Consider the following 18,816-nt stretch of genomic DNA (forward strand, 5'->3'; position numbering starts at 1 on the left):
TTATGCTTTATAATGCACTAATCAAGAAGCCGAATTATTTTAAGGCAGCAAGCCTTTATCCAAAACTTTCTGTATTTTCAAAGAAAATTAACTGCCTGATGAATTTTTCTTACTGGGAAATCCAAACCTGGTTTTCAGATATTGATTATTGCATAATTGGAAGCGGAATAACCGGCCTCAACTGTGCCCTCGATCTCAAAAAACGCTTTCCAAAATCCAGGGTTCTCATTCTGGAACGCGGTCTCCTTCCAAATGGGGCAAGTACCAAGAACGCGGGTTTTGCTTGTTTTGGGAGCCTCTCCGAGATCCTGGACGATCTAAATACCCACTCTGAAAAAGAGGTGGTAGACCTGGTAAAAAAACGGATAAAAGGACTTAAACTTCTAAGACAAAATCTTGGAGATGCTAAGATAGGTTACAAAGAATATGGAAGCTACGAGCTTTTTGCAAAAAAAGACGAAGCTTTGTTTGAAGAGTGTGTTTCAGAAATGTCCCGTATTAATTCAATGCTGAAGCCCGTTTTTGGAGAAAAGGTCTTTAGCCAGGAAAAGGATATTTTTAGCTTCAGAAATATTCAGAAAAAACTTATTTATAACCAGTTTGAAGGACAGCTGGATACCGGCAAAATGATGGAAGCTCTTTTGCATAAGGTACAATCGGCCGGAATCAAAATCCTTAATAATATTAGTGTTGAGGATTTTTCAGAAGCAGGGAATTCAGTGAAGATAAAAACAGACCGTCTGGAATTGTCTGCGAAAAAACTTTTAATCGTAACGAATGGTTTTGCATCAAGGCTCGGGATTGAGGGGGTGAAACCTGCCCGGGCACAAGTGCTCATCACAAAACCCATTAAAGACCTGGAGATCAAAGGGACTTTTCATTTGGATAGAGGTTTTTATTACTTCAGAAATATAAACAACAGGATTTTACTGGGCGGCGGCAGAAACCTTGATCTTAAGGGCGAAGAAACTACCGAAATCGCCCAGACCAAACTAATTCAGGATCGCCTGGAGGAACTTCTGAAAACAAGCATTTTGCCGGAAACCAGTTTTGAGATCGACAAACGCTGGAGCGGAATAATGGGAGTTGGAAGCCAGAAAAAACCAATTCTCAAACAGCTTTCAGAAAACGTTTATTGTGGGGTTCGTTTAGGGGGAATGGGTGTTGCTATTGGCAGTCTTGTAGGAAAAGAACTTTCAGAACTTATAAAATGATGAAAAAAATCTTCAGGTTGATCTGGAAATTTATCGCGGGAATTATTTTGTTTTCAATTCTTACGGTTATACTTCTTAACTGGCTGCCCGTCAAATTTACACCGCTTATGGGAATTCGCTACCTGGAAAATCCAGAGGAGGAAATACACCATACCTGGGTTCCCCGCGAAGAAATATCCTTGCATCTACAGCTTGGGGTGATTGCCAGCGAAGATCAGAATTTTATTAGTCACAACGGCTTCGATTTTGAAGCTATAGAAAAGGCTATAGAGGAAAACCAGGAAGGGAAACGTGTGAGAGGAGCCAGTACCATATCTCAGCAAACCGCCAAAAACGTATTTCTGTGGCCGGGTAGAAACTGGATTCGGAAGGGCTTAGAGGTTTATTTTACTTTTTTAATAGAGACTTTTTGGAGTAAGGAACGTATTTTAGAAGTATATCTCAATAGCATTGAAATGGGTCCCGGTATATATGGGGCCAATGCGGCCGCACAATACTGGTTTAATAAGCCCGCCTCAGAATTAACACCTTCTGAAGCTGCTGCTATTGCGGCAATTTTACCTAACCCGCGGGAGTATAAGGCCAATCCTGCCAGCAACTATATTGAAGGTCGAAAGAGCTGGATAGTTAAACAAATGAAGAATTACGGCAAATTCAGTTTTGAAAAAAGAGAAGAATGAGCGAATTGAAAAAGGAATTGATACAAGAGGCTGGTTCTTATGTAGAAGAACGCTTACAGCGAATTCATGCGGCCATTGATGACCTGAAGGCTGCGCTTAAACTGGAGACCAAATGCTCTATGGGCGATAAATATGAAACCGGCCGGGCAATGCTACATCTTGAATTTGAAAAATTGTCGGGGCAGTTGGAACAATATGGAAAACTTAAAAAAACTCTGAATTCTATTCCGGCCAAAGCCCAGGAAAAAGTTGGTTTTGGAAGCCTGGTGAAAACCAGTGGAGCCAATTATTTTATCGCTATTCCGGCTGGGGAGTTAAAGACGAATTCGGGAAAATTTTATGCCGTGGGTGCCAATTCTCCGGTGGCGATTGCCCTGAAAGATAAAAGAGCCGGGGAAGATTTCACCCTTAATGGACAAACTCACACAATTCTAAGCGTAGAATAGTTATTTGCGGGCATCAATGAGCCTGGAAGAAACATTTATTCCCGTTATAGTACCTAATTTTAAGGCCGACGGATTTTCTATAAAGATTTCCTGTCCTTTTAGCCTGGCCTTTATCAAATAATGCTGCCCACGGAAAAAATTTTCTTTTACCTCTACCTTTATATCTGATTTTTTTGAAAAACTAATTTCGTGTGGATACACCAGAATTTTTTTTCGGCTCTTTTCTTCCGGGATTAGGTTTTTAAGCATGATCTCGTTTATTTCTCCAAAAAGTGATGCCACATACTTATTAGGTGGATTCTGGTAGAGTTCTTCTGGTGTGCCTTCAGCGTGAATTTTGGCGTTTTTCAACACTATTGTCTTATCGGCAAAGGAAAGTGCATCAGTGCTATCGTGGGTGGCTACAATACAGGTAATGTTTTTTTCTGCCAGATAGGAAAACAGTTGGCGCCTCAGGTTATTTTTTCTGAAATGATCGATATGGCTAAAAGGTTCATCAAGCAAAAGTAATTCGGGTTCATTTGCCAGTGCTCTGGCCAGGGCAACCCGTTGTTGCTGACCCCCGCTTAGGTGTTTTGCTTTTTCATTGGCAAGCTCGGTCATTTCCACCACTTCCATTAATTCCCTAACCCGCTGTTTCTTCTTTCGCGGATACATATTGCTGAGGTGTTTTCCTATATTTTCAGCAACAGTCAAGGGAGGCATCAGGTCAAAATCCTGGGCTAGATATTTTATAAAAGCTTCTCCCGGCACGATATTAAATTGAGGCCCAAGTAATTCCTTATTATCCCACAAAATTTTTCCATCGGTATGCAGCAGGCCATAGATAAGTTTTAGCAGAGTGCTTTTCCCGCAACCGCTTTCTCCAATTACCGAGAGGTTTTTACCCTTTTCCAGACTGAAGTTGACATTCTTCAATATTGGCTTTTCAAGGTAAGCGAATGAAACGTTCTTTAATTTCAGCATAACATCTTAAATTCTTGTTTAGAAAATGATAATTAGAAATGCGCTGGAATTACATTCATTATCTTTTCTGAAGGTAAAACTAATTAAGCTTATAGAGTTTTCTGCAGGAAAATATGGAAAAAATTATTGTTTATGAGCTTCATCGAGCTTTTGGTGAAAACTAGTAGAAAATAAAAACCGCTGGCATTATTAGTGCCAGCGGTTTTTATAAAATAAGGCTTTTCGATTAGTCTTTTTCCTTTTCTATTGCATTTGGCAAAGCCTCAAAGCCCATATTATAAAGGGTAAACCCAAAAACATCGGCATATTCCTCTATGATCATTTGAGTTGGTTTTCCAGCACCGTGACCGGCTTTGGTCTCAATTCTTATTAAAGTTGGATTATCCCCGGCTTGTTTCTCCTGTAATTCTGCAGCAAACTTAAAGGAATGTGCAGGCACTACGCGGTCGTCATGATCTCCTGTGGTTACCAGGGTAGCCGGATATTCTACTCCTTCTTTTACATTGTGTACGGGAGAATACTCATAAAGATATTTAAACATTTCTTCGCTATCTTCAGAAGTCCCGTAATCATAGGCCCAACCTGCACCGGCAGTAAAAGTGTGGTACCGCAGCATATCCATAACCCCTACGGCGGGCAAGGCTACTTTCATAAGCTCAGGTCTTTGGGTCATCGTGGCTCCCACCAGAAGACCTCCATTTGAAGCCCCCCTTACCGCAAGATAATCGCTGGAAGTATAATTTTCTTCAATAAGGTATTCCGCTGCAGCGATAAAGTCGTCAAAAACGTTTTGTTTTTTAAGTTTAATGCCGGCATCGTGCCACTCTTTTCCATATTCGCCACCTCCTCTAAGGTTTGGAACAGCATAAATGCCGCCCTGCTCAAGCCAAACTGCATTTGCCGTACTAAAAGAAGGTGTTAAACTAATATTGAAACCTCCATAACCATAAAGCATTGTTGGGTTCTTACCGTCAAGTTTAAGACCCTTTTTGTGAGTGATAATCATAGGAACTTTTGTGCCATCTTTAGAAGTATAGAACACCTGCTTGCTTTCAAAATCTTCAGGGTTGAATTTGATCGCGGGTTTGTTATAAACCTCAGAAGTACCCTGCTCGATATCAAATTTATAAATAGTACCCGGGGTAACGTAATTGGTGAAAGAATAGTAAAGTTCTTTCTCTTCTTTTTTGGCGCCAAAGCCACCGGCCGAGCCTATTCCGGGAAGTTCGATCTCTCTTACCAGCTCGCCGTTGTAGTCATATTGTTTTACCTGGGAAATAGCATCAACCATATATTCGGTAAAGATATAGCCACCTCCGGTAGAGGGACTAAGCACATTTTCGGTTTCCGGGATAAGATCTTTCCAGTTTTCAGGAGTTGGATTAGCCGCGTCTACAGTAACAATTCGTTTATTAGGAGCATCGAGATTTGTAACTATTAAAAGCTTGCTACCCTCGTTATCCATCACATAGGTATCGGTTTCTTCGTGGTCTAAAATAGTGACCAGTTCAGGATTATCCTGCTGAAGGTCCATCATATAGAGTTTTCCTCCGGAAGTTGAATTATTTGCTGAAATGAACAAATAGCGATTATCTTCTGAAACGCTACCTCTTACATACCGATGTTTCTGTTCTTCAGTATCACCAAAGATCACTTTGTCTTCTTCCTGAGAAGTTCCTAATTTATGGTAAAATAGTCGGTGCTGATCGGTTTTTGCGGAAAGCTCACTACCCTCGGGTTTTTCATAACTGGAATAATAGAAACCATCGTTTTCTTTCCAGGAGATCCCGCTGAATTTTACATCTCTCAAGGTGTCTTCTACAACTTCTTTGTTTTCAGTATCTATAATAATAATTTTTCTCCAGTCGCTTCCACCTTCAGAAATGGCATAGGCGGCTTTTTTACCATTCTCTGAAAAACTTAGCCCAGCAAGCGAAGTTGTGCCATCTTTACTGAATTTATTAGGGTCTAAAAAGATCTCAGCCTCCCCATCTTCTTTCTTTTTACGGTAAACCACGTATTGATTCTGTAGCCCATCGTTTTTCGAGAAATAAATATAATCGCCTTCTTTTCTAGGGGCGCTTATTTTCTCATAATTCCAGATTTCTGTAAGTCTTTCTTCGAGGTCTTTCCGAAATGGAATTTTTTTAAGATAACCGAATGTTACTTCATTTTGGGCTTTCACCCATTCTTCGGTTTCTTCGCTGCGGTCGTCCTCCAGCCAGCGATAAGGATCTTTTACTTCGGTGCCAAAATAATTTGTTACCGTATCTACTTTTTTAGTTTCAGGATAATTCAAACTGATTTCGTTTTCGGTTTTAGAATCGGTGCAGGAAGCCAGGACGGCGAGTGCAAAAATTCCGGAGAATGTTTTTTTCATAAATTATGTTTTGATGCATAAAGTTAGTACTAAAAAATGCCTGTAAGTTACAATTTTACAGGCATTTTATTGTTGAACGGAAGCTATGGCTTAAACCAATTTATTTGCGATCAAATATTCAGCTATCTGGATGGTATTTGTAGCGGCACCTTTTCTAAGGTTGTCGGCAACCACCCACATATTTAAACTTTTAGGCTGGGAATAGTCCCTGCGAATTCTTCCTACAAAAACATCGTCTTTCCCTTCAGCATAAATTGGCATAGGATAGGTGTTGGTAACAGGGTTGTCCTGTACGCTTACGCCTGGAAACTCACTCAGGATTTTTCTAACTTCAGCCTCATCAAAGTCATTCTCAAATTCAATATTCACAGATTCTGAATGCCCGCCCACTACCGGGATCCTAATCGCGGTAGCGCTAACCAATACCGAATCGTCTCCCAGGATCTTCTTGGTTTCTTTAGTGAGTTTCATCTCCTCTTTGGTGTATCCGTTTTCCTCAAACACGTCGCAATGGGGTAAGGCGTTTTTATGAATAGGATAAGGATAGGCCATTTCGCCTTTTTCATCTCTGTATTCATTTTCCAGTTGCTCTACAGCCTTTACGCCTGTTCCGGTGATTGACTGGTAGGTAGAAACAATTACCCGTTTAATTTTGAAAGCATCATGCAGCGGTTTTAAAGCCATAAGTAGCTGGATGGTAGAGCAGTTAGGATTGGCGATAATCTTGTCTTCTTTCGTTAATTCCGAAGCGTTTATTTCGGGAATTACCAGTTTTTTGGTTTCATCCATTCTCCAGGCCGAAGAATTGTCTACTACGGTCGTCCCATTTTCGGCAAATTTTGGAGCCCATTCCAGAGAAGTTTCTCCCCCGGCAGAGAACAAAGCGATATCGGGCTTAATATCTACCGCCTCCTGTAAGCCAATAACCTCGTAATCTTTCCCCTGAAATTCGATCTTTTTCCCAATAGATCGTTCTGATGCCACCGGATATAATTCGGTTACCGGGAAATTTCTTTCTGCTAAAACCTGTAACATTACCTGGCCTACCATTCCGGTAGCGCCTACCACTGCTATTCTCATAATAAATATTTTAGTCATTTCCGTGAAGACGGAAAACATTTAAATGTTTTTAAACAAGCCGCAAATTTATTGTACGAGGTTTAACTTACCCAGTCTCCGGTCTTAAAAATGGTAAGAATTATAGTTTTTGAACCAATTCCCCTTTTTGGTTAAAAAAAGACCCCACAGTTTCCTGTGGGGTTTGGTTAAATTACGATTTATTTAAAAATGAGCAGTATAGCGGTGCTCGTATTGTATCTCCTTATGGAGTATTGTTCTGTTTTTTAAGTTCGTCTCTAATCTCAGTTAGTAACTCTTCCTGACTGGGGCCTTTGGGTTCCACCAGTTTTGGTGCTTCTTTTTCCTTTTTTGTTTTTTCATAAGCCCGTAGCACCAAAAATATGAAAAAAGCAACGATTATAAAGTGAATTACAGTATCTATTAGATTGCCGTAGGTAATTACTGCCGCTTCCACTTCCTTCGCAGCTTCCAGGCTTTCGTACGAACCTCCATCTAAAGCTATAAATTTTTGGCTAAAATCTGTGCCTCCGGTTATTAAACCAATGATGGGCATAATCACATCGGCAACAACCGAAGCAACAATTTTGTTAAAGGCTGCACCGATTACTACCGCTGTAGCCAGGGCTATAATATCGCCTTTCAGCATAAAAGCCTTAAAATCTTTAATGAAACTCATATTAAACTTGATTGAATTAGTTATAACTAAAGCAATTTACATAAAAATTGAAGATGATTTAATGTGAATTTAAAGTTACTGAAGAATTACCCGTTTCACCCGTTGGGAAATCCCGGTAATGAGTTCGTAGGAAATGGTCGCTCCAGCGCTGGCGAATTTGGTTACATGCTGGGGCCCGCCAAAAACAATTACCTCGTCGCCTTCTTTGCAGGCAATGTTAGTTACATCTATCATAATAATATCCATACATACGTTTCCCACTATCGGCGCATATTTACCATTTACAAAGACCCCGGCTTTTCCGTGACCGTAAATGCGTTTAATACCATCGGCATGGCCAATGGGAAGCGTGGCTGTTCTTGAAGATTTTTTAGCTTTAAAAGCACGACTGTAACCCACCGTATCTCCTTCTTCTAAATCCTGAATTTGTGAGATTACTGTTTTAAGGGTGCCCACTGGTTTCAGTTTTTTATCCAGGTTCGCATCATTCGAAAAACCGTATAATCCCAGGCCACTCCTAACCATATCGAAACCGGCTTCGGGATAATTAAAGATCGCAGAGGTGTTACAAATATGAAATACGGGACGATAATCCAGGTGGTCTAAAAGCATTTCGGCTAATTTCTGAAAGCGATTAATCTGATGTAAAGTAAAGTCCCTTTCCTGCCAGTCTTCACTGGCTGCGAGATGAGAAAAAGCCGAAGCAACTTTGACGGCTCCGGTGATTTTTAACTTTGAAGGAATTTCTTCAAAATTTTTCTCTGTAAAACCCAGACGGTTCATTCCTGTATTGAATTTAATGTGAACAGGATAGTTTTTCTGATTCTGCTTTTCGGCAAGCTCTATAAAAAGCTGAAGAGTCCTTGCACTGTACAAATTAGGTTCCAGGCAATTTTCTATGATTTCAGGGTAATTTACCGGCTGTGGGTGAAGGATTAAAATAGGTTTGCTAATTCCGGCCTTTCGCAACCTAACTCCTTCCACAGTATAAGCTACCGCAAAATAATCGGTGCCGAGTTCTTCCAGCTTTTTGGCGATCTCTACAGAGTCATGGCCGTAGGCATAAGCCTTGATCACCGACATAAATTTTACTTCCGGAGAAATTTTAGATCTAATGAACCTGTAGTTATGGGCTAAAGCTTCAAGATCTATTTCCAGCTGGGTTTCGCGGGCTTCAGGCATTTTTTTCTTTTGGGTTGGGATCCAGTTCCTCTTCGTCTTTTACATCCAGCTTTTTAACTCGCTCCCTAAGCATGGCCTTGTAATATGCGGCCCGGCTTAAAGGTTCATACTCTTCAGTTTCTCCAAGGAAGACAAGCTCGTCGTTAACCGCTTTTCGGTAACTAAACTGGGCGAGATTCCCCGTTCGGGTACACACGGCATGTACTTTAGTGACATATTCTGCAGTAGCCATTAAAAATGGCATGGGGCCAAAAGGATTTCCTTTAAAATCCATATCCAAACCGGCAACAATAACCCGAATTCCACGGTTGGCAAGGTCATTACAAACGCTTACGATCTCATCATCAAAAAATTGGGCTTCATCTATGCCAATAACATCACAACCATCGGCAAGGATAGGAATATTGGATGCTGAAGGCACCGGGGTTGAGCGAATTTCATTGGCATCATGAGAGACCACCATCTCTTCGTCGTAACGCTTGTCTATGGCAGGTTTAAAGATCTCTACTTTTTGCCGTGCAAACTGTGCCCGCTTGAGTCGGCGGATAAGTTCTTCGGTCTTGCCCGAGAACATGCTACCGCAAATAACCTCAATCCAGCCAAATTGCTCTTCGTGATTTACTGTATTTTCGAGAAACATTTTGTAATTTTCAAATCGAAACAGGAACTAGCCCTTTTCGATAAAGGTGGAACAAATTTATTAAAAATACAAGCCATTGCCCGATGCTAATTTCTAAAGTTATTAATGCCGGGATGGGCATCTTTTTTGAGGGATATAGTTTAAAATCCTTTTAGGCTTAAAAATGTAGGGTTCATAAAAATTGTATGAAAATGAAAAACAGACTTAAGAAAGAGTTGGTAAAACTCGCTGAAGAAATAATTTCTGAAAAAGAAAATCTCGATACTAAAGCGCTTAAGCTAAAAGCGGCGACCCTTTATGAACAACTTTCTATACTGAATTTTACCGAGCATAATCTCCAGGCATTTGAAGCTCCCGAAGCTACAGAAACCCTGAGTATAGAAAAACCGAAAAATATAAAGGAACCCGCAAAATCTGAACCTGATGATTACGCCCCCGACGGAACCGAATACCGTGAGGACGCCGATGCCATAACCGAACCCAATACCGAAAAAATTAAGGATATTGTGGCGCAAATGCCACCAGAAACAGAAAAGGTAGATGAACTTTTTGGACAGAGAGAAAGACCTCAAAAAACACCTGATACCACACAGCCCGCACCCCCAAAACAACCTGAGCAGAGGAGTGTGCCGGTTTCTGAGAAGGAGACGCCAGAGCCGAAGAAGGATTTTAGAGATATAGGAGTTGATTATGATAACCTTCCAAATTTTGAACCCCTTAACAGCAAGCAAAAAGATAACCGACCAAAGTCTGTGAATGACAGGTTGAAAAAGGGAATTAATATCGGTCTTAACGAAAGGCTCTCTTTTATTAAACACCTCTTTGACGGCAACACTGCCGATTATAATAGGGTGCTCTCCCAGTTAAATACCATTGATGATCCCGGCGAAGCCAGAAAATTTATCGAAAAAATTGTGAAGCCCGATTATAAGTATTGGGATGGGAAGGAAGTTTATGAGGAAAAGTTCATGGAAAAGATCGAAAATAAATACAGACAGTAGCCGGCTTAATTTATGGGAAAACTTTATTTGGTGCCTACCCCAATAGGTAATCTGGAGGATATCACCTTCAGGGCGGTGCGTATATTGAAGGAAGTAGACCTCATTCTTGCTGAAGACACCCGAAACAGTGGGAAACTCCTGAAACATTTTGAGATCAAAACACCTATGCAGAGCCATCATATGCATAATGAACATAAGACGGTAGAGGGAATTGTGCAGCGCATAAAAAACGGGGAAACTATAGCACTAATAAGTGATGCAGGTACTCCGGCTATTTCAGATCCTGGTTTTTTATTAACCCGTGCCTGCGTGCAAGCCGGCGTTGAGGTAGACTGTTTGCCAGGTGCTACGGCATTTGTTCCGGCTTTGGTGAATAGTGGTTTTCCCAACGATAAATTTATTTTTGAAGGTTTTCTTCCGGTGAAAAAAGGCCGGCAGACAAGGCTAAAATTGCTAGCTGAAGAACCCAGAACGATGATTTTTTATGAATCTCCACATAAACTACTAAAAACCCTTCAACATTTTGCTGATTATTTTGGTGCAGAACGGCCGGTCTCCGTTTCCAGGGAGATCACTAAGCTTCACGAAGAGACAATTCGCGGGACTGTTTCCGAAGTGATTCAATACTATTCACAAAAGCCACCCAAAGGAGAAATAGTGATCGTGGTTGGGGGAAAACCATAAAGTTTTTTATTCAGAATAGAATTGAGAAAAAATATTTTATATTGCTTCCTTCCTGAAGAAATCAGGTTCTTTCCCAAAACTTAGGCTCACAATATCATTTTTGAAAAAATTTTCAAGCATATGCGCTGGACGCTTAAACCTAAACCCGATCCTGAAACCGTTTCTCTTCTTTCCTTGCAACTGGGGGTAGATAAACCAATAGCATCTCTCCTGGTACAACGGGGTATAGACACTTTTGAGGCAGCGAAAAAGTTTTTCAGGCCCAGCCTGGACGATTTGCACGATCCCTACCTAATGAAAGATATGGAGGTGGCGGTTAACCGAATTCAGCAGGCAATCGCTTCCGAAGAAAATATAATGGTTTACGGCGATTATGATGTGGATGGTACAACCAGCGTAGCTTTAATGTCCTCCTACCTTAAAACCCTTACCCCCAATATTGCCAATTATATCCCGGACAGGTATGGCGAAGGCTATGGGATCTCTTATGAGGGTATAGATTTCGCGGCCGATAACGATATTTCACTTATAATCGCCCTGGATTGCGGAATTAAAGCTAGTGATAAAGTCGCCTATGCAGCGGAAAAAGGCATCGATTTTATCATTTGTGATCATCACCGTCCCGGTGCTGAAATACCTAAAGCTGTTGCTGTTTTAGACCCGAAAAGGGAAGATTGCGAATATCCCTATAAAGAATTGTGCGGATGTGGCGTGGGTTTCAAGCTTATTCAGGCCCTGGCTTTGGAAAGAGGAGCTTCTATAGATGTGTTATTGCCATATCTCGATCTGGTTGCCACCGCCATTGGAGCAGATATCGTCCCAATCACCGGTGAAAACCGGATATTGGCTTTTCACGGGCTAAGGGTGATAAATATAGCACCCCGCATTGGTTTCAAGTCAATTTTAGATCAGGTAAAAAAGAAGAAGATCAGTATAAGTGATGTGGTTTTTATCCTGGCCCCACGAATTAATGCTGCCGGAAGAATGAAACACGGGTTGCACGCTGTGAATTTGCTTACCGAAGAAGATGAAGCTACCGCCCTTGAATTCGCAGCAGAAATAGAAAAATTTAATGCCGACAGGAAAGATGCCGACAAAACGATTACCGTAGAAGCTCTTGCCCAGATAGAAGAATTAAAAGAGCAGGAACGCTATACCACCGTGGTTTATGACGAAAACTGGCATAAAGGAGTGATAGGTATAGTAGCTTCGAGGTTAACTGAAACCTATTATCGTCCCACCCTGGTTTTTACCAAAAGTGGAGAGAAGCTTGCCGCTTCGGCGCGTTCGGTGAAAGGTTTTGATGTATATAATGCCCTGGAAGCCTGCCAGGATCATATAGAACAGTTTGGAGGGCATAAATATGCAGCCGGGCTAACCCTGGACCATGCAGAATATGATAATTTTAAACGCAAGTTTGAGGAAGTCGTCTCCGATAGTATAGAAAAACATTTGCTAACCCCCGAAATAAGTATTGATGCTGAATTAAAATTAAGCGATATCACGCCTAAGTTTTACAGGATTCTCAAGCAATTCGCGCCGTTCGGACCCGGGAATATGAGTCCGGTGTTTATGAGCAGAGAACTTATCGATACCGGTTATGGGAAATGTGTGGGGGCAGAAGACGCCCATTTAAAATGCACGGTAACTCAATTGCCGGCAGGACCAACTTTTGATATGATCGGTTTTAACCTGGGTGACAAAGTTGAATTGATTAAAGAGCGAAAGAAATTTAAAGCGGTTTATAGTCTGGATGAGAATGAATGGAATGGAAATGTTTCGCTTCAATTAAAACTGAAAGATATTTCTGAATAAAAACCACTTTTATTAAAAGTCATTGGTATTAGCTTACTTATTTAAATGCCTCTGGGTAAAATTATTAAGTTGTTAAACTGTAAATAAGGAGTACTTTTTTAAGTACTCTTGTGTATTTTTGTAAAATGGAAACAGTTAATTATAGTAATTTCCGTTCAAATCTTAAGTATTGGTTTGACAAAGTAATTAATGATGTAAGTGATGTTATCATTAAACGCAAAGGAGGTAAAGATCTTGTTTTGATATCTTTGGATGAATATAATTCATTAAAAGAAACCACTTACTTACTCACAGGAAAGAACAGGGAGGTTTTATTAAAATCTATCCAGGAATTAGAAAATGGTTCTGTGGTTCGCAAAGACCTTATTGAGTAATGCAGTTGGTTTGGTCTTCCACTGCATGGGAAGATTATTTGTACTGGCAGAAAGTTGATAAAAAGATTCTTAAACGAATCAATACCTTGGTAAAAAGTTGTCTCCGAACCCCGTATGATGGAATTGGTAAACCAGAAGCTTTAAAAGGAGATTTACAAGGTTTTTGGTCAAGACGAATTACCTCTGAACACCGCCTGGTATATAAATTTGAGAAAGAAAAGTTATTAATTGCCGCCTGTCGTTATCATTATGGCAAATAAAATTTCTAATCTAATTTCTTCAAAGAAGTTTTCTCCCCATCAAAAACAGCGTAAGTATAATGCGAGATCCAATCGCCGGTGTTAATATACCTGGAGTTTTCATCCAGTTGAATATCAAGAGGCAAATGCCGGTGCCCAAAAATAAAGTAATCGTAGTGTTTTTCTTCAAGCTTTTTGCGGCAGTACTGAATAAGCCACTCTCCCTCTTCTCCTAAAAATTTCTGATCTTCTACGCCCGAAATCATCTTGTTTTTTACTGAAAAATACTGGGCCAGGGGAATTCCTAAATCGGGGTGGAGCCAGCGATACAACCATTTAGAAAAAGGATTGGTGAACACCTTCTTCATTCGTTTATATCCGTGATCACCGGGCCCAAGTCCGTCTCCGTGGCCAATAAGAAAGCTTTTATTGTTGAATTTAAATTCCTTTGGTTTATGGTAGACCGGAATATTCAATTCCTCCTCAAAATAATCTCTCATCCACAAATCGTGGTTTCCCACAAAGAAATACACAGGAATACCACTGTCCTTTATTTCGGCTAATTTTCCTAAAACCCTTACAAATCCTTTTGGAACCGCATGTTTATATTCAAACCAAAAATCGAAAAGATCGCCTAAAAGAAAGATTGCGGCAGCATCATCTTTAATTTCTTCCAACCATTTTACGAAGCGTACTTCCCGGGGCCTGCTTTGGGAAGCGGTGGGTGCGCCTAAATGATTGTCGCTTGAAAAATAGATTTTTTTGCCTTCAGGAATGGTCATTTAATCGTTTTCTGAATTGTAAATATAAATATTTTGCCAGAAGACCTTACAGGTTTGCAATTCCTGTGAGGTCTGAAATAAAACTTGAAATAATTTAAGTTAGCCTCCCCCTGGGGAACTAACCTATTTGATCGCTAGCATACCACTCGGCAAAACTTGATTCAGTTTCCTGAAGTTTTAAAGAATGAAGCTGTATATGCCCCGGAAGGTGTTTTTTGATCTTTTTAGCAAAATCTATTACCATATTTTCGCTAGTGGGTTGGTAATCAACCAGGATTACATGGTGATCACGATTTTTGAGTTCCTGCGCCAGTTCGATATGTGGGGTGTTTTTATTGAATACAGTGGCGTGATCAAATTTATCGACGATCTCAGATTTTACGATCTTTTTTAGGTCGCCAAAATCTATCACCATTCCAAATTTCACATCAGATTGATCAGTGATGGGCTCTCCAATCACGGTTACATTGAGTTTATAGCTATGGCCGTGCACGTTTCGGCATTTCCCGTCGTATCCATAAAGGGCGTGACCGGTTTCAAAATTAAATTGTTTTGTAATACGTATCTTACTCATAGAAGTAAATTTTGGGCAAAGATACAGGATTTTTGGTGCCTGAATTTTTTCCTCGATAATCGAGATTTAAAAACTAAAAGGCCTATCCTCACTTTTAAAAATTATTTTTCTCTGTATGCCTTTTTGTTTTGAAAAAGTTTATGCAAATAATTCTGTTTCCGGAGTATATTTGCAAAATTTGTGTACTATGGAAAACACCGACATCCAACTTTTTGAACAACTTGAATTTAAGGAAAACCCTTATTACGAGGAAATAATAGCAGAACTTGTAGACAAACAATACTGTATTGCCGATAACTTTTTTAATGCTGAAGAGGTTGCCGCTCTGCGTGATTCTCTGAAACAAAAATTTAAGGAGGACGAATTCAAAAAGGCGGCAATTGGTAGTAAGGTTAACGAAGTGATTGCTAAATCGGTGAGGGGGGATTTTATCCTCTGGCTTAACGAAGCCGAGGCTGGTTTGGCAGAAAATTATTTTTTCAATAAGATTAATTCGTTTGTAAATTATCTAAATAAGACTTGTTTCCTCGGGATCCTTACCAAAGAATTTCATTATGCCCTTTATCCTGAAGGGACATTCTACAAACGCCATCTGGACACTTTTCAAAATGATGGCAGGAGGAAACTTTCTTTGGTTTGTTATTTAAATGATGAGGATTGGAAACCGGAAAACGGCGGGGAATTGGTTATTTATACAGAAGAAAATGGCAAAGAAGTGGCAAAATCGATTTTTCCGTTGCCGGGTAGAGTGGTCATTTTTGAAAGCCAGGTGTTAGAACATGAGGTGAAACCCGTAAATACTACAAGATTGAGTATTACCGGATGGCTGAAGACGCGCTAACTTATTTTTTATACCTGCTGTAAATTACTACAACAATCAAAATTACAGCAAGAATTAGCCAGAAGCCCATTCCGCTTAGAAAACTGAATATTTCCCAGGTGTCTTCGCTCATTAGTTTTGCTTTCTTCTATTCTGGCGTTTTCTCCAGCTTATACGAGCATACAAGAAAATACCAAGGATTAGCAGGATGGCAATCAGATAAAGCCAGTTGTCGGCGATGAATTCCCAAAGGGTGAATCCCCATTCCTCTTCCCGAGTTGCCGGCCGGTCTTTTGGCAGATGTTCCTGAAATAGGCTCATAATCTTCAATTTTCATTAATATACTGAATATTCAGGGATATCGGCTTATTTTTTGAATTTCGCCAGGGCATTTTTTGTGAACTCAGATAACACCAACTCTCCCGAAATAGCCGCCCTTTCTGATAATAATTCTTCCCAGTGAGACGTGTCTTTCCATAAGATTTGTTTCATCTCCAATAAAGCTTCAGGATTATAGGAGGCGAGTTTTTCTGTGAAAAGCTCCATCTCCTTATCGAGGTCTTTTATCGATTCAAAAACCCTGGCGTAGAGGCCTTTTTCCTTTGCCCAGTAAGCGTTTTTCCATTCGTGGGCCGCGAGACTAAGTTCGGCCAGGGCATCTACCCCCATTTTACGTTCTACCGCCGGAGCGATCACAAAGGGACCAATCCCTATGCTTAATTCAGAAAGTTTAATTGCAGCAGCCTCAGTAGCCAGCGCGTAGTCACAAGCAGCCACGAGTCCTACGCCGCCGCCCACAGTCTTGCCCTGAACACGCCCAATAATTAATTTTTTGCATTTCCGCATCGCATTGATCACATTGGCGAAACCAGAGAAAAATAATTTCCCGGTCTGCATCGTCTCAATTGCCACAAGTTCATCGAAAGAGGCGCCAGCGCAAAAAGCTTTCTCACCTTCCGATTTTAAAAGAATTACATTTACATTTTCGTCATCAGAGAGCTTCTGAAATTCCTTTTCCAGACGTTCTAAAAGGGTTGATGGAAAAGAGTTACTTGCAGGGTGCCCGAATTCCAAATGGGCAATTCCGTTTTCGATTTTGGTATATAAACTTCCGTTTTCTGAAGTATTGGTCATAATTTTTCGATTGATTTCCCTCAAATTTAAAATATTAAGCGGGAACAAACGAAATCTTCACACTTCTTTATGCAGGTATTTTCTTCGGAATTTGATCACCAGGGCACTACTTCGAATAAGCATCCATACAAAAAACGCGATCCAAATCCCGTAAAGTTGCAAACCGAAGTAGTCTGAAATTAATAGAGTAGGCGTGAATCCCAGGAAGGTAGCCACCAGTAATAAATTGCGAAGGTATTTGGCTTCGCCCAGCCCTTTAAAAATTCCGTCAAACATAAAAGCGATGGCATTTATAGGCTGCATGAGCAATACGATCCAGAATACTGAAGAGAACAGGGCCAATACTGCAGCCTCCTTATTAAAAACGAGACCTATTTCGTTATAAAACAGGGCACAGATGCCCATCAGGATTAGAGCGATTAGAATGGAGTATTTACTGATCTTTTTGCTGAGTTCCCAAAGATTTTTATAATCGCGGGCACCCAGTAATTTTCCGCCTATTGCGTTCCCGGCATTGGCATAGCCATCGATGAAGAAACTAAAGAATAACCAGATATTCATCAGGATACTTTGTGCGGCGATATAATTTTTCCCATAATCGGTGGCATAGGCATTGGCAAGGTAGATCGCAAAATTAAGAGCTCCGGTGCGCACAAAAAGATTGGCCGCCATTAAAAGCAAGCCTTTAAGCCGGGGATTGATATTAAAACTCAACTTTAGATGAAAAGGTGTTTTTTTGAAGAAAAACCATAAAGCCATAATCAACATTGTAGCCTGGGCAGCAAGGCTGGCGTATGCCGCACCTTTTAGATGCATCGCCGGGATAAGGTCGTCAATTCCATATACTAAAAGGAAATCTAATCCTACATTCACTGCAGCCCCCGCGAGGCTACATTTCATAGCCCACAAAGTATTTTGAAGCCCTCGAAAAACTCCAAAAATAGCGAAGGTGACCAGGGTGAGTGGATAACCTAATGCTCGAATTTGATAGTATTCTTCAGAATAATTCAGGATGAGTCCTTCGGCATTATAGGCGCTGAAGATGGCTTCAGCAAAAAAGGCAGTGGTGAAATAGATAACCAGGCTAAAGGCAAAATTGAAATAAATTGCCTGTGGAATGAGGGTTTTCACCGCGTGCAGCCGGTTGGCACCCAGGTGTTGAGAAACGATGGCCGAAATTGCGGTTTTGGTTTGGGCAACGATCCAAATAATAGCCGAAAGGAAGGAGCCCACGATCCCTGCTGCAGCCAATGCCTCTACAGGATTGTTCTCTACATTTCCAATTACCGCGATGTCGGTTAGGGAAATGAGGGGCTCGGCAATTCCTGCGATAATTGCGGGAATGGCAATACGGTTTATATTTTTAAAACTTACAGGTGCTTCCAAGTTCGCAAAATTAGAAAATTAGGACTGTTAATTCAGAAAGATATTCTCCGGAAAAAAATTCTGAAGCTATAGAACCAGTTCATAACAGTGAAACGGGTGTTTACTTTTCTGCGGAAAATAAATATCTTCCAGTTTCCGGTAACCTCTGGCTTCATAAAACCGCTGATTTCTTTGGTTTTGACTGAAGGTGTCCAGTCGCACCGAAACGCAATCTCTTTTGCGGGCAAAATCTTCGGCAAAATCCATTAGCTGTTGGGCAAAACCCTTTCCCCAATGTTCCGGCAGTATAGCCAACCGGTGCACATACAGATGTCTTGTGGTTTTGGTGATCCAATTTACAGGTTTATAGACTTCATCTTCTCTGGTACAAAGCATTACGATTCCGATGATCTGGTTGTTTCGTTGGTATATATATAAGTCTTCATTTTCAATATCTGCGCGCAGTTGGTCCCGGGATGGGTAGTTCTCGTTCCATTGATGAATACCCTGTTGCTGGAGTGCTGCGGCACAAGCTTCGGTGAGTTTCTTAATTTCCTGCAGATCGGAGAGTTTGGCCGTGTTAATCATTTTTTATTCAGAAAATTATAAAAGCATTTTAATTAAAAAGAAAATTATTATTACATTTGCCCTTCAGTTATGGGGGATTAGCTCAGCTGGCTAGAGCGTTTGGCTGGCAGCCAAAAGGTCATCGGTTCGACTCCGATATTCTCCACCAAAAACCACCGTTTCCGCGGTGGTTTTTT

21 protein-coding genes and 1 tRNA gene are annotated in these 18,816 nt (G+C 40.7%); 10 read left to right on the plus strand and 12 right to left on the minus strand.

The window, feature by feature from the left end:
- Nucleotides 1–98 precede the first annotated feature (98 nt).
- The 3 genes from BUW93_RS00805 to BUW93_RS00815 are packed head-to-tail and all read left to right on the plus strand — an operon-like array spanning nucleotide 99 to nucleotide 2,340.
- Nucleotides 99–1,214 carry an NAD(P)/FAD-dependent oxidoreductase gene (locus tag BUW93_RS00805; protein ID WP_081209475.1) on the plus strand — a complete coding sequence of 372 codons (1,116 nt, stop codon included), beginning with the start codon at nucleotides 99–101 and terminating at the stop codon, nucleotides 1,212–1,214.
- Nucleotides 1,211–1,894 carry a monofunctional biosynthetic peptidoglycan transglycosylase gene (mtgA, locus tag BUW93_RS00810; protein WP_081208257.1) on the plus strand — a complete coding sequence of 228 codons (684 nt, stop codon included), beginning with the start codon at nucleotides 1,211–1,213 and terminating at the stop codon, nucleotides 1,892–1,894. The genes BUW93_RS00805 and mtgA overlap by 4 nt, the downstream gene beginning before the upstream one ends.
- Nucleotides 1,891–2,340, plus strand: coding sequence for a transcription elongation factor (locus BUW93_RS00815; RefSeq protein WP_232778294.1), 450 nt, complete (start codon nucleotides 1,891–1,893; stop codon nucleotides 2,338–2,340). The genes mtgA and BUW93_RS00815 overlap by 4 nt, the downstream gene beginning before the upstream one ends.
- On the opposite strand, the gene BUW93_RS00820 is transcribed toward BUW93_RS00815, so the two are convergent.
- From BUW93_RS00820 to BUW93_RS00845, 6 genes are all read right to left on the minus strand, one after another.
- Entirely contained in the window at nucleotides 2,341–3,306 is a 966-nt protein-coding gene (locus BUW93_RS00820; RefSeq protein WP_081208259.1) for an ABC transporter ATP-binding protein, read from the minus strand.
- Between the two features lie 226 nt (nucleotides 3,307–3,532).
- Nucleotides 3,533–5,686 (minus strand): prolyl oligopeptidase family serine peptidase, encoded by a 2,154-nt coding sequence (locus tag BUW93_RS00825; protein WP_081208261.1) that lies wholly within the window; start codon nucleotides 5,684–5,686, stop codon nucleotides 3,533–3,535.
- Nucleotides 5,687–5,776: 90 nt separating this feature from the next.
- Nucleotides 5,777–6,766, minus strand: coding sequence for an aspartate-semialdehyde dehydrogenase (locus BUW93_RS00830; RefSeq protein WP_081209477.1), 990 nt, complete (start codon nucleotides 6,764–6,766; stop codon nucleotides 5,777–5,779).
- 241 nt (nucleotides 6,767–7,007) lie between these two features.
- Nucleotides 7,008–7,442, minus strand: a complete 435-nt coding sequence (gene mscL / locus BUW93_RS00835; protein WP_081208263.1) for a large-conductance mechanosensitive channel protein MscL — start codon at nucleotides 7,440–7,442, stop codon at nucleotides 7,008–7,010.
- Nucleotides 7,443–7,517: 75 nt separating this feature from the next.
- Nucleotides 7,518–8,624, minus strand: a complete 1,107-nt coding sequence (gene alr, locus BUW93_RS00840; RefSeq protein ID WP_081208265.1) for an alanine racemase — start codon at nucleotides 8,622–8,624, stop codon at nucleotides 7,518–7,520.
- A complete protein-coding gene (locus BUW93_RS00845) occupies nucleotides 8,617–9,264 on the minus strand; it encodes a thymidine kinase (RefSeq protein ID WP_081208267.1) in 648 nt (215 codons plus the stop codon). Before BUW93_RS00845 ends, alr begins: the two co-directional genes overlap by 8 nt.
- Before the next feature lie 191 nt (nucleotides 9,265–9,455).
- Here BUW93_RS00845 and BUW93_RS00850 point away from each other — a divergent pair, with 191 nt between their 5' ends.
- The 5 genes from BUW93_RS00850 to BUW93_RS00870 all read left to right on the plus strand — a co-directional run bounded on the left by BUW93_RS00850 (nucleotide 9,456) and on the right by BUW93_RS00870 (nucleotide 13,398).
- Complete coding sequence (locus tag BUW93_RS00850) at nucleotides 9,456–10,265, plus strand: hypothetical protein (protein WP_081209478.1); 810 nt, start codon at nucleotides 9,456–9,458, stop codon at nucleotides 10,263–10,265.
- A 12-nt stretch (nucleotides 10,266–10,277) separates the two neighbouring features.
- Nucleotides 10,278–10,949 (plus strand): 16S rRNA (cytidine(1402)-2'-O)-methyltransferase, encoded by a 672-nt coding sequence (gene rsmI / locus BUW93_RS00855; RefSeq protein WP_081208269.1) that lies wholly within the window; start codon nucleotides 10,278–10,280, stop codon nucleotides 10,947–10,949.
- A 120-nt stretch (nucleotides 10,950–11,069) separates the two neighbouring features.
- On the plus strand, nucleotides 11,070–12,764 hold the full coding sequence (recJ, locus tag BUW93_RS00860; protein ID WP_081208270.1) for a single-stranded-DNA-specific exonuclease RecJ: 1,695 nt from the start codon (nucleotides 11,070–11,072) through the stop codon (nucleotides 12,762–12,764).
- 125 nt (nucleotides 12,765–12,889) lie between these two features.
- Nucleotides 12,890–13,138, plus strand: coding sequence for a type II toxin-antitoxin system Phd/YefM family antitoxin (locus BUW93_RS00865; protein WP_081208271.1), 249 nt, complete (start codon nucleotides 12,890–12,892; stop codon nucleotides 13,136–13,138).
- A complete protein-coding gene (locus BUW93_RS00870) occupies nucleotides 13,138–13,398 on the plus strand; it encodes a Txe/YoeB family addiction module toxin (protein ID WP_081208272.1) in 261 nt (86 codons plus the stop codon). The genes BUW93_RS00865 and BUW93_RS00870 overlap by 1 nt, the downstream gene beginning before the upstream one ends.
- Before the next feature lie 5 nt (nucleotides 13,399–13,403).
- Here the strand turns inward: BUW93_RS00870 and BUW93_RS00875 are convergent, their stop codons facing one another.
- Nucleotides 13,404–14,159: a UDP-2,3-diacylglucosamine diphosphatase gene (locus tag BUW93_RS00875; protein ID WP_081208274.1), complete on the minus strand. Its 756-nt coding sequence runs from the start codon at nucleotides 14,157–14,159 to the stop codon at nucleotides 13,404–13,406.
- A gap of 118 nt (nucleotides 14,160–14,277) precedes the next feature.
- Complete coding sequence (locus BUW93_RS00880; protein WP_081208275.1) at nucleotides 14,278–14,733, minus strand: 6-pyruvoyl trahydropterin synthase family protein; 456 nt, start codon at nucleotides 14,731–14,733, stop codon at nucleotides 14,278–14,280.
- A gap of 187 nt (nucleotides 14,734–14,920) precedes the next feature.
- Between BUW93_RS00880 and BUW93_RS00885 the strand changes: the two genes are divergently transcribed.
- Entirely contained in the window at nucleotides 14,921–15,574 is a 654-nt protein-coding gene (locus BUW93_RS00885; RefSeq protein WP_081209480.1) for a 2OG-Fe(II) oxygenase, read from the plus strand.
- A 111-nt stretch (nucleotides 15,575–15,685) separates the two neighbouring features.
- On the opposite strand, the gene BUW93_RS00890 is transcribed toward BUW93_RS00885, so the two are convergent.
- The 4 genes from BUW93_RS00890 to BUW93_RS00905 all read right to left on the minus strand — a co-directional run bounded on the left by BUW93_RS00890 (nucleotide 15,686) and on the right by BUW93_RS00905 (nucleotide 18,640).
- Nucleotides 15,686–15,874 carry a hypothetical protein gene (locus BUW93_RS00890; RefSeq protein ID WP_081208276.1) on the minus strand — a complete coding sequence of 63 codons (189 nt, stop codon included), beginning with the start codon at nucleotides 15,872–15,874 and terminating at the stop codon, nucleotides 15,686–15,688.
- Nucleotides 15,875–15,919: 45 nt separating this feature from the next.
- Nucleotides 15,920–16,687, minus strand: a complete 768-nt coding sequence (locus BUW93_RS00895; RefSeq protein ID WP_081208277.1) for an enoyl-CoA hydratase/isomerase family protein — start codon at nucleotides 16,685–16,687, stop codon at nucleotides 15,920–15,922.
- 57 nt (nucleotides 16,688–16,744) lie between these two features.
- Entirely contained in the window at nucleotides 16,745–18,073 is a 1,329-nt protein-coding gene (locus BUW93_RS00900; protein ID WP_081208279.1) for an MATE family efflux transporter, read from the minus strand.
- 66 nt (nucleotides 18,074–18,139) lie between these two features.
- Complete coding sequence (locus BUW93_RS00905; RefSeq protein WP_081208280.1) at nucleotides 18,140–18,640, minus strand: GNAT family N-acetyltransferase; 501 nt, start codon at nucleotides 18,638–18,640, stop codon at nucleotides 18,140–18,142.
- Between the two features lie 71 nt (nucleotides 18,641–18,711).
- Between BUW93_RS00905 and BUW93_RS00910 the strand changes: the two genes are divergently transcribed.
- A tRNA-Ala gene (locus BUW93_RS00910) sits at nucleotides 18,712–18,788 on the plus strand.
- Nucleotides 18,789–18,816: the final 28 nt, after the last annotated feature.

Source organism: Salegentibacter sediminis, assembly GCF_002078605.1.
In the GTDB taxonomy this organism is placed as follows: Bacteria; Bacteroidota; Bacteroidia; order Flavobacteriales; family Flavobacteriaceae; genus Salegentibacter; species Salegentibacter sediminis.

Bases quoted from the DNA above. Each gene is read 5' to 3' on its own strand.
- BUW93_RS00805 (WP_081209475.1), top strand. From the start codon at position 99: ATGAATTTTTCTTACTGGGAAATCCAAACCTGGTTTTCAGATATTGAT.
- mtgA (WP_081208257.1), top strand. From the start codon at position 1,211: ATGATGAAAAAAATCTTCAGGTTGATCTGGAAATTTATCGCGGGAATT.
- BUW93_RS00815 (WP_232778294.1), top strand. From the start codon at position 1,891: ATGAGCGAATTGAAAAAGGAATTGATACAAGAGGCTGGTTCTTATGTA.
- BUW93_RS00820 (WP_081208259.1), bottom strand. From the start codon at position 3,306: ATGCTGAAATTAAAGAACGTTTCATTCGCTTACCTTGAAAAGCCAATA.
- BUW93_RS00825 (WP_081208261.1), bottom strand. From the start codon at position 5,686: ATGAAAAAAACATTCTCCGGAATTTTTGCACTCGCCGTCCTGGCTTCC.
- BUW93_RS00830 (WP_081209477.1), bottom strand. From the start codon at position 6,766: ATGAGAATAGCAGTGGTAGGCGCTACCGGAATGGTAGGCCAGGTAATG.
- mscL (WP_081208263.1), bottom strand. From the start codon at position 7,442: ATGAGTTTCATTAAAGATTTTAAGGCTTTTATGCTGAAAGGCGATATT.
- alr (WP_081208265.1), bottom strand. From the start codon at position 8,624: ATGCCTGAAGCCCGCGAAACCCAGCTGGAAATAGATCTTGAAGCTTTA.
- BUW93_RS00845 (WP_081208267.1), bottom strand. From the start codon at position 9,264: ATGTTTCTCGAAAATACAGTAAATCACGAAGAGCAATTTGGCTGGATT.
- BUW93_RS00850 (WP_081209478.1), top strand. From the start codon at position 9,456: ATGAAAAACAGACTTAAGAAAGAGTTGGTAAAACTCGCTGAAGAAATA.
- rsmI (WP_081208269.1), top strand. From the start codon at position 10,278: ATGGGAAAACTTTATTTGGTGCCTACCCCAATAGGTAATCTGGAGGAT.
- recJ (WP_081208270.1), top strand. From the start codon at position 11,070: ATGCGCTGGACGCTTAAACCTAAACCCGATCCTGAAACCGTTTCTCTT.
- BUW93_RS00865 (WP_081208271.1), top strand. From the start codon at position 12,890: ATGGAAACAGTTAATTATAGTAATTTCCGTTCAAATCTTAAGTATTGG.
- BUW93_RS00870 (WP_081208272.1), top strand. From the start codon at position 13,138: ATGCAGTTGGTTTGGTCTTCCACTGCATGGGAAGATTATTTGTACTGG.
- BUW93_RS00875 (WP_081208274.1), bottom strand. From the start codon at position 14,159: ATGACCATTCCTGAAGGCAAAAAAATCTATTTTTCAAGCGACAATCAT.
- BUW93_RS00880 (WP_081208275.1), bottom strand. From the start codon at position 14,733: ATGAGTAAGATACGTATTACAAAACAATTTAATTTTGAAACCGGTCAC.
- BUW93_RS00885 (WP_081209480.1), top strand. From the start codon at position 14,921: ATGGAAAACACCGACATCCAACTTTTTGAACAACTTGAATTTAAGGAA.
- BUW93_RS00890 (WP_081208276.1), bottom strand. From the start codon at position 15,874: ATGAGCCTATTTCAGGAACATCTGCCAAAAGACCGGCCGGCAACTCGG.
- BUW93_RS00895 (WP_081208277.1), bottom strand. From the start codon at position 16,687: ATGACCAATACTTCAGAAAACGGAAGTTTATATACCAAAATCGAAAAC.
- BUW93_RS00905 (WP_081208280.1), bottom strand. From the start codon at position 18,640: ATGATTAACACGGCCAAACTCTCCGATCTGCAGGAAATTAAGAAACTC.